The following is a 14051-nucleotide window of genomic DNA, read 5'->3' on the forward strand; positions in this document are numbered from 1 at the left end:
CCCTTGTCCGCTGGCGGCCCGTAACCGGACGCCGCCAGGCTGATCGTGCCGATCGTACTTATCGCGCGATAGGCTTGTAGCGGATACGCTTGGGCTTGGCGCCCTCCTCGCCGAGGCGGCGCTTCTTGTCGGCCTCGTACTCCTGGTAGTTGCCCGGGAAGAACTCCACGTGCGACTCGCCCTCGAAGGCCAGGATGTGGGTGGCGATCCGGTCCAGGAACCAGCGATCGTGCGAGATCACCATCACGCAGCCGGCGAACTCCAGCAGCGCATCTTCCAGCGCGCGCAGCGTTTCCACGTCCAGGTCGTTGGACGGTTCATCGAGCAGCAGCACGTTGCCGCCGGAGATCAGCGTCTTGGCCAGGTGCAGACGCCCGCGCTCGCCGCCCGAGAGCGTGCCCACGTGCTTCTGCTGGTCCGAGCCCTTGAAGTTGAAGCGGCCGATATAGGCGCGCGACGGCGTTTCGTAGCGGCCCACGGTCAGCACGTCGGCGCCGCCGGAGATCTCTTCGAACACGGTCTTGCTGCCGTCGAGCGCATCGCGGCTCTGGTCCACGTAGGCCATCTTCACGGTCGGGCCCACCTTGATCTCGCCGCTGTCCGGCGTTTCCTTGCCGGTGAGCATGCGGAAGAAGGTCGACTTGCCGGCGCCGTTCGGGCCGATAATGCCGACGATGGCGCCAGGCGGCACCTTGAAGCTGAGGTCGTCGATCAGCAGGCGGTCGCCGTAGGCCTTGCTCACACCGTTGAATTCGATCACCTCGTTACCCAGGCGCTCACCCGCGGGGATGAAGATTTCCTGGGTTTCGTTGCGCTTCTGGTATTCCTGGCTGTTCAGTTCGTCGAAGCGCGCCAGACGCGCCTTGGACTTGGCCTGGCGCCCCTTCGGGTTCTGCCGCACCCATTCCAGTTCCTTGTGCAGCGCCTTCTGCCGGGCCGACTCGCTCGACTCTTCCTGCTTCAGGCGGGCTTCCTTCTGGTCCAGCCAGGAGCTGTAGTTGCCCTTCCATGGAATGCCGTGGCCGCGGTCCAGTTCCAGGATCCATTCGGCCGCGTTGTCCAGGAAGTAGCGATCGTGGGTCACCGCCACCACGGTGCCGGGGAAGCGCGTGAGGAACTGCTCCAGCCACTCCACCGATTCCGCATCCAGGTGGTTGGTGGGTTCATCGAGCAGCAGCATGTCGGGGCGCGACAGCAGCAGGCGGCACAGCGCCACGCGGCGCTTCTCGCCGCCGGACAGGTTGCCCACCTTGGCGTCCCAGGGCGGCAGGCGCAGCGCGTCGGCTGCGATTTCCAGCTGCAACTCGGCGTTGTTGCCGTCGCTGGCCGCGAGGATCGCTTCGTACTTGGCCTGGTCCGCCGCCAGCGCGTCGAAGTCGGCGTCCGGCTCCGCATAGGCTGCGTAGATCTCATCGAGCTTCTGGCGTGCCTCGAACACGCCGCCCAGCGCCGCTTCCACCGATTCGCGCACCGTCTGTTCGGGATCGAGCTGCGGTTCCTGCGGCAGGTAGCCGATGTTCAGGTTGGGCATGGGCGTGGCTTCGCCCTCGATTTCCTTGTCGATGCCCGCCATGATCTTCAGCACGGTCGACTTGCCCGAGCCGTTCAGGCCCAGCACGCCGATCTTGGCGCCCGGGAAGAAGGACAGCGAGATGTCCTTGAGAATGTGACGCTTGGGCGGAACGATCTTGCCCACGCGGTTCATGGTGAAAACGTACTGTGCCATGCGAATCCGAGTGAATTGGGGGAGGTGAAATGCGGGAATCGGCCAAGTGTAGCAAAGCCGGTCCGGCCGCGGCCCGTCAGGACGCTTTCCCGGCGCGCGGCGCGGCGCGCAAGGTGCCGGCCGGGCGCCTGCGCGCGCGGGTCAGGCTGGACGTCAGGCGGCGGTAGGCGATATCCATGTGCCGCTGTATCAGCGCGCGCGCCAGCTCGGGATCCTTGCCGCGCAGCGCCGCCAGCACGGCGCGGTGCTCCGTGATCGCCCGGGCCCATACCTCGGGCGTTTCGAAGTGGCTGTCCAACTGATCGAACAGCGGGCCCAGGCGCAGGTCGAAGAGCCTCCGCACCACGCCCACCAGCACGCTGTTGCCGGTGGCCTCGGCCACGCGCACGTGGAACAGGCGGTCGGCATCGAGCGGCGTGAGGCCCGCGGCGGCGGCGGCGGCCATCTGCGCGATCGCCTCCTCGATCGCGTCGAACTGGGCCTTGCGCCCGCTCCTTGCCGCCAGCGCGGCAACCTCGCCTTCCACCAGCGCGCGGGCGCGGATCAGTTCGAGCGGCCCTTCCTCGCCGGACAGGTCGAAGCCCGCATCGGCGTGCGAAGGCGGCTCGCACACATAGATGCCCGAGCCCATCCGCACTTCGATATAGCCCTCGACCTCGAGCGCGATCAATGCCTCGCGCAGCGACGGCCGGCTCACGCCGAGCTGCACCGACAGATCCCGCTCCGCCGGCAGGCGCGAGCCCACCGGGAACTCGCCGGCCAGGATCAACCCGCGCAACTGGTTGCTGATCTGGCGGTAAAGGCGCTGCGGCTCGATCGATTGGATAGGCATGGACAAGCAGCCCAGAGTGGCCAGCACAGATCTCCAGTGCGCGAATCGTGCGCTGGCGGTTGCGGTGTTTCGCAAGCCCGCGCCGCCGGCTCTCGGCGCGAAATTGGTTTGACCAGTTGTCCAGTCCGCTGAAGTCTAGGCAGCGCGCCGTTCAATGTCCAGGCGCAACGCGAATGCACTGCAGCATCGGCACCGGCATCGCCGGCGGCAGTAGAGACCCCTAATTGGTAATACCAGTTTACCTGTCGATAGTCCTGAACTAGACTCCGCTCACTCGGCATGCGCGCGGCAAGGCAGTGGCGGTCGCAGGCATCCGGATCTGCATCGCACAATAAAGCGGGCATCAGCACACGTGGCGCGAAAGCGCTGGACGTCGCTACGCGGCCCCCGCAGAACGCAGGAGACCCGAGTGAACGACGAGAAACCGCCGAAGCCCCCGGCGCCCCCCGTGCGCCGCAGCCAGGCCTGGTTCGGCCGGCTTGACCGCGATGGCTTCATCTACCGCTCGTGGCTGAAAAACCGCGGCATTCCCCACGATCAGTTCGACGGCCGCCCGGTCATCGGCATCTGCAACACGTATTCCGAACTCACCCCCTGCAACTCGCATTTCCGCACGCTGGCCGAACAGGTCAAGATCGGCGTGTGGGAAGCGGGCGGCTTTCCGCTCGAATTCCCGGTGATGTCGCTGGGCGAGACCATGCTGCGCCCGACCGCGATGCTGTTCCGCAACCTGGCCAGCATGGACGTGGAGGAATCGATTCGCGGCAATCCGATCGATGGCGTGGTGCTGCTGATGGGCTGCGACAAGACCACGCCGGCGCTGATGATGGGCGCGGCGTCCTGCGACCTGCCCACCATCGGCGTCTCCGGCGGCCCAATGCTGAGCGGCAAGTTCCGCGGCGGCGAACTGGGTTCCGGCACCGATGTCTGGAAGATGTCGGAAGAAGTGCGGGCCGGACAGATGTCGCAGGAGGATTTCTTCGAAGCCGAAAGCTGCATGCACCGCTCGCATGGCCACTGCATGACCATGGGCACCGCGTCGACCATGGCCAGCATGGTGGAAGCACTCGGCATCAGCCTGCCCGGCAACGCCGCGATTCCGGCGGTGGACGGCCGCCGCAATGTGCTGGCGCGCGCCTCGGGGCGCCGCATCGTGGAGATGGTCAAGGACAACCTCGTGATGTCGCAGATCCTCACCCGGCCTGCCTTCGAGAACGCCATCCGCGTCAACGCGGCGATCGGCGGCTCGACCAATGCGGTGATCCACCTGCTTGCCATCGCCGGCCGCATCGGCGTCAAGCTGAGCCTGGAAGACTGGGACGCGCTGGGTCACGAGCTGCCCTGCCTGCTCGACCTGCAGCCATCCGGGCGCCACCTGATGGAAGACTTCTATTACGCCGGCGGACTGCCGGCGGTAATCCGCGAACTGGGCGCGGTGCTGGCGCGCGACGCGCTGACCGTCAACGGCAAGACGCTGTGGGACAACTGCAAGGACGCGCCCAACTGGAACCGCGAAGTCATCCACGCCTTCGACGCGCCCTTCAAGGCGAATGCGGGCATTGCCGTGCTGCGCGGCAACCTGTGCCCCGACGGCGCGGTGATCAAGCCCTCCGCCGCCACCCCGGCGCTGCTCAGGCACACCGGCCGCGCGGTGGTGTTCGAGAACAGCGAGCATATGCACCAGCGCCTCGACGACGAATCGCTCGATGTGGACGAAACCTGCGTGCTGGTGCTCAAGAACTGCGGCCCGCGCGGCTACCCCGGCATGGCCGAGGCCGGCAACATGCCGCTGCCGCCCAAGGTACTGCGCAAGGGCATCACCGACATGGTCCGCGTCTCGGATGCGCGCATGAGCGGCACTGCCTACGGCACGGTGGTGCTGCACGTGGCGCCCGAGGCCGCGGCAGGGGGCCCGCTCGCGCTGGTGCGCGACGGCGACATGGTGGAGCTGGATGTACCTGCACGCAAGCTGCACCTGCATGTCGGTGACGAGGAATTGCAGCGCCGCCGCGCAGCGTGGCAAGCGCCTGCACTGCCGATGGAACGCGGCTGGACCCGGCTCTATGTCGAGCACGTGCAACAAGCCAACCTGGGCGCCGACATGGATTTCCTGGTGGGCAAGAGCGGCGCCGCCGTACCCAAGGACAACCATTGAGGCGCGTCGTTGCAGCGCGGCTTTCCGCTGCTTTGCATTCGCGACGAACGGCCGCTCCCGGCATGAACGGCTAACGGAGACACCACGCATGGCAACGGTACAGATTCGCGGCATCCAGAAATACTTCGGCAGCACGCAGGTCATCCGCGGCGTGGACATCGAAATCGCCGACGGCGAGTTCACCGTGCTGGTGGGACCATCCGGCTGCGGCAAATCCACGCTGTTGCGCATGATTGCCGGGCTGGAGGAAATCACCACCGGCGAGATCGCCATCGGCGGCCGGGTCGTCAATCGCCTGCCGCCCAAGGAGCGCGACATCGCCATGGTGTTCCAGAACTATGCGCTCTATCCGCATATGACGGTCTACGACAACATGGCTTTCTCGCTCAAGCTCGCCAAGGGGGATAAGGACGAGATCAGGCAGAAGGTGGACAAGGCTTCCGCCATTCTCGGCCTGGGCAGTTTGCTGGATCGCTACCCGCGCCAGCTTTCTGGCGGCCAGCGGCAGCGGGTGGCGATGGGACGCGCCATCGTGCGCGATCCGCAAGTGTTCCTCTTCGACGAACCGCTCTCCAACCTCGACGCCAAGCTGCGCGTGCAGATGCGCGCGGAGATCAAGGAGCTGCACCAGCGCCTGCGCACCACCTCGGTCTACGTCACGCATGACCAGATCGAAGCCATGACCATGGGCGACCAGATCGTGGTCATGCGCGACGGCCGCGTGGAGCAACGCGGCAAGCCACTGGACCTCTACGACCATCCCGACAATCTCTTCGTGGCCGGCTTCATCGGCTCGCCCGCGATGAACTTCGTGCCCGGCGTGCTGCGCCGCCAGGGCGGCGAGACCGTTGTCGAGTTTCCCGATGGCACGCGCCTGCCGCCCCCCGCGCGCTTCGACGCCAGCGCCGGGACCGACGGCCAGCGCGTGATCTATGGCGTGCGGCCCGAGCACCTGAGCCTGGATGCGTCCGGCCAGGGCCTGCGCAACCGCGTGTCGGTGGTCGAGCCTACTGGCGCCAACACCGAGATCTATTCGCGCTTCTGCGACACGGACTTCATCTCGATATTCCGCGAGCGCCATGACTTCGCCGCGGGCGACATCCTGAACCTCGTGCCCGACCACCAGCACACCCACCTGTTCGATGCCGATACAGGCCAGTCGCTGCTGCGGCGCGGCACGCCGGATGCGCAGGGTGATCCGGGAAACAGGCATGACCAGCACGGGGCGGAACCCCTGACCACGGAGGAGACAAAACGATGAGCGCACCGACCAACTTCACGAGACGCGATTTCCTGGCATCCACGGCTGCCGTCGCCGCCACCACGGCGCTGGGCGGCCATGCCTTTGCCGCGCCCGCCCCGCTGCTGCACAAGCCGGAAGCGGGCGCCAAGCTGCGGGTGCTGCGCTGGAAGCGCTTCGTGCAGGGCGACGAAGACCTGTGGAACGCCAACACCAAGAAGTTCTCCGAACTCACCGGGATCGAGGTGCGCGTCGACAACGAAGGCTGGGAAGACGTGCGCCCCAAGGCCGCCGTGGCGGCCAGCGTCGGTAGTGGGCCGGACATCATCGTCGGCTGGTTCGACGACCCGCAGCAGTATCCAGACAAGCTCGTCGACCTGTCCGACCTGGCCACCTACCTCGGCGGCAAATACGGCGGCTGGTACGACGTGTGCCGCAAATATGGCACGCACAACGGCAAGTGGGTCGGCCTGCCGCTGGGCGTGGTGGGCAACGCGCTGGTCTATCGCGAGAGCCATGTCAAGGCAGCAGGCTTTGATACCATCCCCAAGGACCTCGCCGGCTTCCTCAAGCTGTGCCAGGCCCTCAAGGCCAAGAACACGCCCTGCGGCTTCGCGCTGGGCAAGGCGGTGGGCGACGGCAACAACTGGGCGCACTGGCTGCTCTGGTCGCATGGCGGCATGCTGGTGGATACCAAGGGCAAGGTCGTGGTCAACTCGCCCGAGACCTGGGCCGCGCTGGAGTATGCCAAGCAGCTCTACGCCACCTTCGTGCCCGGCACGCTGTCATGGCAGGACCCGTCGAACAACAAAGCCTTCCTGGACGGCCAGATCAGCCTGACCGCCAACGGCATCTCGGTCTACTACGCGGCCAAGAATTCGAAGGATCCCAAGCTGCAGGAGATGGCGCGGGACATCCAGCACGCGCACTTCCCGATCGGCACGTCCGGCAAGCCCACGGAGCTGATGCAGATCACGCAAATGATGCTGTTCAGATATTCCAAGTTCCCGAACGCGGCCAAGGCCTACCTGCAATTCATGATGGAACCGGAACAGTACAACCCGTGGATGGAAGCCGCCATCGGCTACGTCAGCCAGCCGCTCAGGGCTTACGAGGCCAACCCGATCTGGACAGCCGATCCCAAGCACACCGTCTATCGCGACTCCGCCGCGCTGATGCTCGACAACGGCCATGCCGGCCCGCTGGGCACCGCTTCGGCCGCGTCCATGGCTGACTACATCGTGCTCGACATGGTGGCCGAGGCAGCCAGCGGTTCCAAGACGCCGAAGGAGGCGGCGGCGCGCGCGGCGCAGCGCGCCGAGCGCTACTACAAGACGTGATGTAGCCAGCGCCCGAAGCAGAGAAGGCGCGGCGGCACACCGCCGCGCCGCCGTTCCGAAGATCCGGTCCGGCGCTCCCAGCGCCGGACCGGCAGCCGCCGAGGTGATCCATGCTATCCCGCCTGTTGAACAACCGCCATACGCTTGGGCTGCTGTTCATGCTGCCCACGGCGCTGTTGCTGCTGGTCTTCCTGACGTATCCGCTCGGCCTCGGCGTCTGGCTCGGCTTCACCAATACCAAGATCGGCGGCACCGGCGAATGGATCGGGCTGGCCAACTACAGCTATCTGGCCGGCGACTCGCTGACGCAACTGGCGCTGTTCAACACGCTGTTCTACACGCTGGTGGCCAGCGTGCTGAAGTTCGCGCTGGGGCTGTGGCTGGCGCTGCTGCTCAACAAGAACCTGCCGTTCAAATCGTTCTTCCGCGCCATCGTGCTGCTGCCGTGGATCGTGCCGACGGCGCTGTCGGCGCTGGCCTTCTGGTGGATCTACGATGCGCAGTTTTCCATCATCAGCTGGACCCTCGTCAAACTCGGGCTGATCGACCGTTATATCGATTTCCTCGGCGACCCGTGGCTGGCCCGCTTCTCCACCATCGCCGCCAATGTCTGGCGCGGCATTCCCTTCGTCGCGATCTCGCTGCTGGCCGGGCTGCAGACCATCTCGCCCACGCTGTACGAAGCGGCATCGATCGACGGCGTCACGCCGTGGCAGCAGTTCCGCTATGTCACGCTGCCGCTGCTGACGCCGATCATCGCGGTGGTGATGACCTTCTCCGTGCTGTTCACCTTCACCGATTTCCAGCTGATCTACGTGCTCACGCGCGGCGGCCCGCTCAACGCCACTCACCTGATGGCCACGCTGTCCTTCCAGCGCGCGATTCCCGGTGGTTCGCTGGGGGAAGGCGCGGCGATCGCCACCATGATGGTGCCCTTCCTGCTGGCTGCCATCCTGTTCTCTTACTTCGGCCTGCAGCGGCGCGGCTGGCAACAGGGAGGCGACAAATGAAAGCGAAAGTGATGACCGCGCCCGAGCAGCAGGGCATGGACTACCTGCAATCGATACCACGGCGCTGGGTGACCATCTACATCCCGCTGGGCATCTTCGTCTTCGTGCTGCTGTTTCCGTTCTACTGGATGGCGATCACCGCCTTCAAGCCGGATGGCGAACTGCTGATGCGCAGCGCCAACCCGTTCCTGGTGATGGCGCCCACCTTCGCGCATTTCAAGAAGCTGCTGTTCAACACGCCCTACCCGGCCTGGCTGCTCAATACCGTGATCGTCTCGACGGTGTCGACCTTCGCCTCGCTGGCCGCCAGCGTGCTGGCCGCCTACGCGATCGAGCGGCTGCGCTTCCAGGGCGCGAAGCAGGTCGGACTGGCCATCTTCCTGGCCTACCTGATCCCGCCCTCGATCCTGTTTATCCCGCTGGCATCGATCGTGTTCCAGCTCGGCCTGTTCGATACGCGCTGGGCGCTGATCCTGACCTATCCCACCTTCCTGATCCCGTTCTGCACCTGGCTGCTGATGGGCTACTTCCGCTCCATTCCCTACGAACTAGAGGAGTGCGCGCTGATCGACGGCGCCACCCGCTGGGAGATCCTGGTCAAGATCATCCTGCCGCTGGCCGTGCCGGGACTGATCTCGGCCGGCATCTTCGCCTTCACGCTGTCGTGGAACGAGTTCATCTACGCGCTGACCTTTATTTCCTCGTCCGAAGTGAAAACGGTGCCGGTGGGCATCGTCACCGAGCTGATCGAGGGCGACGTCTACCACTGGGGCGCGCTGATGGCAGGCGCCTTGCTGGGCTCGCTGCCGGTAGCGCTGGTGTACTCGTTCTTTGTCGAGTACTACGTGTCGGGCATGACGGGGGCGGTGAAGGAATAGGCGGAGAAGCGCCGGACAAGCGCAACGGCACCGGGCATGAGCGCCCGGCAAGGGCAGGTTAAAATGCCCGTTGTCCTGCCGCCAACCGCCGGCACCGCCGAATCACCCCGTATTCAAGCCCGATCCGATGAGCAAACCCGCCCGCACCCTCACCTTCAAGTGCAAGAAGTGCACCAAGCCCGTCACGCTGTTTCTGCAGAAGGTATCCGCCTGCTCGCACATCACGCCGTACCAGGGCTGGTGCAAATGTGGTGAACTGGTTCGTCACGCCACTGGCGACCAGGATGCGGTCGAGTCCTTCGTCACCTCCGTCGACGGCAACTGGGCGCATCATCACCATCACCACCATTGAGCAACCGTAGCCATCCCGCTCCCGCCAGCGAAACCTGGCGCCCCGGCGCCAAGGATCCGCTGCGCTTCCTGAGCGCGTATCCCGACGGCGTCCTCGACCAGGTGCGCCAGCTGGTTGCCGCCAATCGCCTTGGCGAGCACCTGGCGAAAAAATACCCGGCCCGGCACACCGTGCAGACAGACCGCGCGCTGTACGACTACACCGCCGAGCTGAAGCAGGAATTCCTGCGCACCGCGCCGCCGCTCCACAAGGTCGCGTTCGACGCGAAGATCGACCTGGTGCATCGCGCGCTCGGGCTTCACACCGCCATCTCGCGCGTGCAGGGTGGCAAGCTCAAGGCCAAGAAGGAAATCCGCGTGGCCTCGCTGTTCAAGGAAGCGCCGCCCGAATTCCTGCGCATGATCGTGGTGCACGAACTCGCGCACCTGAAGGAAAGCGATCACAACAAGGCGTTCTACCGCCTGTGCGAATACATGGAGCCGGCGTATCACCAGCTCGAGTTCGACACGCGCCTGTTCCTGGCGTGGCGTGAACTGGAGCAGGCACAGCGCTAGCCCCCTCGCCTCTCAAGCCTCAAGCCGCGCCCGGGCTCACCACCACTGTCTTCCGATACGTCCCCTGTGCCGCCAGGCGATGCAGCACGCACACCTGCACGTTGCCGGCGAAAGCGGCCTGCGCCGGCTCCGGACGCGCATTGGTCATCACGAGGTGCGTCACGACGAAGCCGGCTTCGGGGTCGTCGCCGCTCAGCGCCGCTTCCGCCACCAGCAAGCGGCTCTTGAGATCCGCCAGTTGCGCGTAGCCACGACCTGCGAGTTCGCGGTGCACGCCGGCGAACACATGCGCGAAGTCGATCCTGTCCTTGTGCCGCCAACTCTTATCGTTTGGCGCGGCACACTAATTAACAAACTGTATTTGAAATTGATAGTTAAGAATGGATATTTATCAATTCCAGTTTGAACCATAAAGTCCGTACTCATACAACCGCCGCAAGGCAAGGAAACCGAACATGAGTACGAACCAACCCACCAGACCGACGGCGCGCGCGCCGCGGATTCCGCGCCGCCACTTCCTGGGCAGCGCAGCCGTACTCACCGCTGCGCTCCCGCTGGCCGCGGCTACAGCCGGCACCGCCGCCGCGCACCCCGGCCAGGCGCGCCCGCAAGCTCGCGCCGGCGGCACCCGGTTCTGGCCGGATGGCGCGCAACTCGTCATCTCCATCTCAATGCAGTTCGAGGCCGGCGCCCAGCCCGAGCGCGGCGCCAGCGGCCCCTTCCCTCCGCTCGACCCCAAATACCCGGACTACCCGCTGCAGTCCTGGTACACCTACGGCGTGCGTGAAGGCATTCCGCGTCTGCTGGACCTGTGGGACCGCACCGGTATCAAGGTGACCTCGCATATGGTGGGTCAGGCAGTCGAGCGCCATCCCGAACTGGCGCGCGAAATCGTCGCGCGCGGGCACGAAGCCTCGGGCCATGGCCAGACCTGGGAGCCGCAATACAGCATGAGTGCCGAAGCGGAACGCGCCAGCTACGTGCAGAGCATCGACACCATCCGGCGCGCCACCGGCACGCGGCCCCTCGGCTTCAATGCCTTCTGGATGCGCGGCTCGCCCAATACGTTGCCGATCCTGCAGTCGCTCGGCTTCCTCTATCACATCGACGACCTCAGCCGCGACGAGCCATCCGTGCTGCAGGTAGGCGGCAAGCCGTTCGCCGTGGTGCCCTACACCGTACGCAACAACGACATCGTGCGTTTCGACTCGCCATCGACCACGGCCGAAGACATGCTCGGCGAATTGAAGGCGGAGTTCGACGTGCTCTACGCGGAAGGCGCCCGCCGCCGCCGCATGATGTCCATCAGCACGCACGACCGCATCTCAGGCTCCCCGGCGCGCGTGCGGGCGCTTGAAGCGTTTATCCGCTACGCCCAGGGCCATGCCGGCGTGACCTTCATGCGCAAGGACGACATCGCCCGCTTCGCGCTCGGCACGAGCGACGTGCCGGCGGCATAAGCCAGGGCAAGACCACGAACATACAGACGAGTACAAGCCGACATGAAAACCACAAACCTCACGCCAGTACGCGCATTCGTTGCCGCCCTCGGCATCGCCCTGTTGCCGCTATCGCAAAGCGCCACCGCTGCCGGCGATGAACTGGTCCATCCGCAACACCTGGCCCAGGGCGCCGACCAGCAATCCGCGGCAGCCGCGCTTCTCGCCGCCCGCCGCTACGCCACCTTCTGGCACACCGGAGACGAACGCTACGCCACGCTCGCACTCGCTCCGGACTTCACCGACCGCACGCTGCCGCCCGGCCGCGAGCAAGGCCTGCGCGGCCCGTTGCAGGCCTCCAGGGAATTCCGCGCCGCGGTACCGGATCTCAGCGCGGAAATGGAAGACGTGGTCATCGCCGGCGACCGGGCCGCGGTGCACCTGCGCTTTCGCGGCCACTTCACCGGGCAGTTCGGCGACAGCAAGGGCCAGGGCCAGAAGATCGACTTCCAGGCCTTTGACCTGTACCGGGTGGCAAACGGCAAGATCGTGGAGAACTGGCATCTGGAGGACGACCTGGGCCTGCTCAGGCAGATGGGCGTGAGCAAGTAGGTGTTGGGCCACAACATGCGCAGTGCGTGGCGGTACTACTTCGCCACGGCCACCCGCCAAATCACATTGCCGACATCGTCGGCAACCAGCAGCGCCCCGCGCTTGTCGATGGCTACGCCTACCGGCCGCCCTTGCGCGTCGCCGTCCTTGTCTAGAAAGCCCGTCAGCACATCCACAGGCGCACCTGCCGGCCTGCCATTGGCAAACGGCACGAAGATCACCTTGTAGCCGCTGTGCGGCTTGCGGTTCCACGAGCCATGCTGGCTGACGAACATGCCGTCCTTGAACGCAGCCGTGAGCGAGTTGCCTTGCGACGAGGCGAGGCCAAGCGAGGCGGTGTGCGGGCCGACCGCGTAATCGGGCGGGATGGCCTTGGCCACCATTTCGGGCCGCTGCGGCTTCACGCGTTCGTCCACATGCTGGCCGTAGTAGCTAAAGGGCCAGCCGTAAAAGGCCCCGTCGCTCACCGAGGTAATGTAATCAGGCACCAGATCGCTGCCGATTTCGTCGCGCTCGTTGACCGAGGTCCACAGCGCTCCGCTGGCGGGCTCCCACGCCATGCCGTTGGGATTGCGCAAGCCGCTGGCGAGGATGCGATGCGCTCCGGTCTTTGGATCGACTTCCCAGATGGCCGCGCGGCCCTCCTCCTTGTCGATGCCGTTCTCGCCGACGTTGCTGTTCGAGCCGACGGTGACATACAGCTTGCCGCCGTCCTGGCTGGCGATGATGTTCTTGGTCCAGTGATGGTTGATCGGGCCAGCCGGCAAGTCCACCACTTTCACGCCGGGTGCGGTGATCCGGGTCTGTCCGGGTTGGTAGGGGAAGCGCAGCACGGCATCGGTGTTGGCCACGTAGAAATCATTGCCGACCAGCACCATGCCGAAAGGTGAATGCAGGTCTGCGTATTCCGGTGATCATGACCGGCATTTCCGGCATCGTGACCGCTGATTCCGTTTTATCGTGACCGCTGTTTCCGGTTGTTCGTGACCGGCGATACCGGCGATCGTGACCGGTGGTCGACGGGAGGTGTTGCGTGGGACGGATTTTACCCTGGAAGACTATGCGAGGTCGTTGGCCATGCCTGCCGCGCCTATTTTTTGAGCAGTCTTTCTTAACGAGTCGCCGGCCAGTGTGATCCGGTGAATGCGGTGCATCAGCCGATCGAGAATGGCATCGGCGATGGTGGGATCGCCGATCCAGGCATGCCAGTGCTCGACGGGTAATTGACTGGTGATGAGGATGCCGCGGTTGCTGCCGCGATCGTCGATGAGCTCAAGCAAATCGTTACGTGTGGCGGCATCCAGTGGCGCAACGGCCCAGTCGTCCAGCACCACCAGATCGGTCTTGGCCATCTGCAGCAGCCATTTGCCGAAGCCGCCGCTGCCGTGGAGGATACGCAGTTCCTCGGCGAGCCTGGGCACGCGCAGGTAGGCGACGGAATGACCACGGCGGCAGGCGTATTGCGCCAGTGCGCAGGCGAGCCAGGTCTTGCCGACACCGGTCGGACCGCCGACGAGCACGGTGTGGCCGGTAGCGATCCAGTCGGACAGCACAAGGCTGGTGATCTGTTTATGATCAATGCCCCGGCCCGGCCGGGTATCGAGATCTTCGATGGCGGCCTGCGGATACTTGAGCCGGGCACGCTGCAATAGACGGGCAAGCTTGCGGTTGTTGCGCCAGAGCAGTTCACGGTCGATCAGCAAAGCCAGGCGTTCTTCAAAGGCGAGCGCGCCGGCGGCCGGCTGGGCAAGCTGCTCTTCAAGGGCGGCGGCGAAGCCGTCGAGCTTGAGCGAGCGTAGTTGCGCGAGAGTGGTATGGGTCATCATGAGGTGAGGTCCTGGTCATTGGCGCCGGGCGAGAAGGCAGAGTCAAGAGCGGGCGCAGCCCGGCATAGCGCACCCTTGAGGCCGACC

At 65.3% G+C, this 14051-nt stretch carries 13 protein-coding genes and 1 pseudogene; 9 read left to right on the top strand and 5 right to left on the bottom strand.

All coding sequences use genetic code 11. From position 1 onward, the window contains the following. Window positions 1–58: 58 nt before the first annotated feature. Window positions 59–1726, bottom strand: a complete 1668-nt coding sequence (gene ettA / locus ACZY0R_RS34645; protein ID WP_035870622.1) for an energy-dependent translational throttle protein EttA — start codon at window positions 1724–1726, stop codon at window positions 59–61. A gap of 76 nt (window positions 1727–1802) precedes the next feature. Beyond that, window positions 1803–2558 carry a FadR/GntR family transcriptional regulator gene (locus tag ACZY0R_RS34650; protein WP_488864870.1) on the bottom strand — a complete coding sequence of 252 codons (756 nt, stop codon included), beginning with the start codon at window positions 2556–2558 and terminating at the stop codon, window positions 1803–1805. Between the two features lie 409 nt (window positions 2559–2967). Here ACZY0R_RS34650 and ACZY0R_RS34655 point away from each other — a divergent pair, with 409 nt between their 5' ends. The 7 genes from ACZY0R_RS34655 (at window position 2968) to ACZY0R_RS34685 (ending at window position 10087) form a co-directional block, all read left to right on the top strand. After that, on the top strand, window positions 2968–4713 hold the full coding sequence (locus ACZY0R_RS34655) for an IlvD/Edd family dehydratase (RefSeq protein WP_488864872.1): 1746 nt from the start codon (window positions 2968–2970) through the stop codon (window positions 4711–4713). 88 nt (window positions 4714–4801) lie between these two features. Further along, the gene (locus ACZY0R_RS34660; RefSeq protein ID WP_488864874.1) at window positions 4802–5974 is read left to right on the top strand and encodes an ABC transporter ATP-binding protein; all 1173 of its coding nucleotides are present in this window, start codon (window positions 4802–4804) and stop codon (window positions 5972–5974) included. After that, the gene (locus tag ACZY0R_RS34665) at window positions 5971–7293 is read left to right on the top strand and encodes an ABC transporter substrate-binding protein (RefSeq protein ID WP_488864876.1); all 1323 of its coding nucleotides are present in this window, start codon (window positions 5971–5973) and stop codon (window positions 7291–7293) included. Before ACZY0R_RS34660 ends, ACZY0R_RS34665 begins: the two co-directional genes overlap by 4 nt. Before the next feature lie 110 nt (window positions 7294–7403). Beyond that, window positions 7404–8303, top strand: a complete 900-nt coding sequence (locus tag ACZY0R_RS34670; RefSeq protein ID WP_045238821.1) for a carbohydrate ABC transporter permease — start codon at window positions 7404–7406, stop codon at window positions 8301–8303. Beyond that, window positions 8300–9181 carry a carbohydrate ABC transporter permease gene (locus ACZY0R_RS34675; protein ID WP_488864878.1) on the top strand — a complete coding sequence of 294 codons (882 nt, stop codon included), beginning with the start codon at window positions 8300–8302 and terminating at the stop codon, window positions 9179–9181. Before ACZY0R_RS34670 ends, ACZY0R_RS34675 begins: the two co-directional genes overlap by 4 nt. A gap of 127 nt (window positions 9182–9308) precedes the next feature. Beyond that, complete coding sequence (locus ACZY0R_RS34680; protein ID WP_488864880.1) at window positions 9309–9533, top strand: hypothetical protein; 225 nt, start codon at window positions 9309–9311, stop codon at window positions 9531–9533. Window positions 9534–9592: 59 nt separating this feature from the next. Next, on the top strand, window positions 9593–10087 hold the full coding sequence (locus ACZY0R_RS34685) for a M48 metallopeptidase family protein (RefSeq protein ID WP_488866348.1): 495 nt from the start codon (window positions 9593–9595) through the stop codon (window positions 10085–10087). A 19-nt stretch (window positions 10088–10106) separates the two neighbouring features. Here ACZY0R_RS34685 and ACZY0R_RS34690 read toward each other — a convergent pair whose 3' ends face one another. Beyond that, on the bottom strand, window positions 10107–10361 hold the full coding sequence (locus ACZY0R_RS34690; RefSeq protein ID WP_488864882.1) for a hypothetical protein: 255 nt from the start codon (window positions 10359–10361) through the stop codon (window positions 10107–10109). Window positions 10362–10542: 181 nt separating this feature from the next. Here ACZY0R_RS34690 and ACZY0R_RS34695 point away from each other — a divergent pair, with 181 nt between their 5' ends. Together ACZY0R_RS34695 and ACZY0R_RS34700 are read left to right on the top strand one after the other, a co-directional pair. Beyond that, window positions 10543–11547 (top strand): polysaccharide deacetylase family protein, encoded by a 1005-nt coding sequence (locus ACZY0R_RS34695; protein WP_488864884.1) that lies wholly within the window; start codon window positions 10543–10545, stop codon window positions 11545–11547. Between the two features lie 42 nt (window positions 11548–11589). Next, window positions 11590–12138: an ester cyclase gene (locus ACZY0R_RS34700; protein ID WP_488864886.1), complete on the top strand. Its 549-nt coding sequence runs from the start codon at window positions 11590–11592 to the stop codon at window positions 12136–12138. Window positions 12139–12173: 35 nt separating this feature from the next. Here the strand turns inward: ACZY0R_RS34700 and ACZY0R_RS34705 are convergent. Together ACZY0R_RS34705 and istB are read right to left on the bottom strand one after the other, a co-directional pair. Further along, window positions 12174–13037, bottom strand: a pseudogene (locus tag ACZY0R_RS34705) (PQQ-dependent sugar dehydrogenase); the annotation flags it as partial. 159 nt (window positions 13038–13196) lie between these two features. Further along, complete coding sequence (istB, locus tag ACZY0R_RS34710) at window positions 13197–13964, bottom strand: IS21-like element helper ATPase IstB (RefSeq protein ID WP_488861608.1); 768 nt, start codon at window positions 13962–13964, stop codon at window positions 13197–13199. Window positions 13965–14051: the final 87 nt, after the last annotated feature.

Source organism: Cupriavidus sp. F041 (genome assembly GCF_057814235.1).

Bases quoted from the DNA above. Each gene is read 5' to 3' on its own strand.
- ettA (WP_035870622.1), bottom strand. From the start codon at position 1,726: ATGGCACAGTACGTTTTCACCATGAACCGCGTGGGCAAGATCGTTCCG.
- ACZY0R_RS34650 (WP_488864870.1), bottom strand. From the start codon at position 2,558: ATGCCTATCCAATCGATCGAGCCGCAGCGCCTTTACCGCCAGATCAGC.
- ACZY0R_RS34660 (WP_488864874.1), top strand. From the start codon at position 4,802: ATGGCAACGGTACAGATTCGCGGCATCCAGAAATACTTCGGCAGCACG.
- ACZY0R_RS34665 (WP_488864876.1), top strand. From the start codon at position 5,971: ATGAGCGCACCGACCAACTTCACGAGACGCGATTTCCTGGCATCCACG.
- ACZY0R_RS34670 (WP_045238821.1), top strand. From the start codon at position 7,404: ATGCTATCCCGCCTGTTGAACAACCGCCATACGCTTGGGCTGCTGTTC.
- ACZY0R_RS34675 (WP_488864878.1), top strand. From the start codon at position 8,300: ATGAAAGCGAAAGTGATGACCGCGCCCGAGCAGCAGGGCATGGACTAC.
- ACZY0R_RS34680 (WP_488864880.1), top strand. From the start codon at position 9,309: ATGAGCAAACCCGCCCGCACCCTCACCTTCAAGTGCAAGAAGTGCACC.
- ACZY0R_RS34695 (WP_488864884.1), top strand. From the start codon at position 10,543: ATGAGTACGAACCAACCCACCAGACCGACGGCGCGCGCGCCGCGGATT.
- ACZY0R_RS34700 (WP_488864886.1), top strand. From the start codon at position 11,590: ATGAAAACCACAAACCTCACGCCAGTACGCGCATTCGTTGCCGCCCTC.
- istB (WP_488861608.1), bottom strand. From the start codon at position 13,964: ATGATGACCCATACCACTCTCGCGCAACTACGCTCGCTCAAGCTCGAC.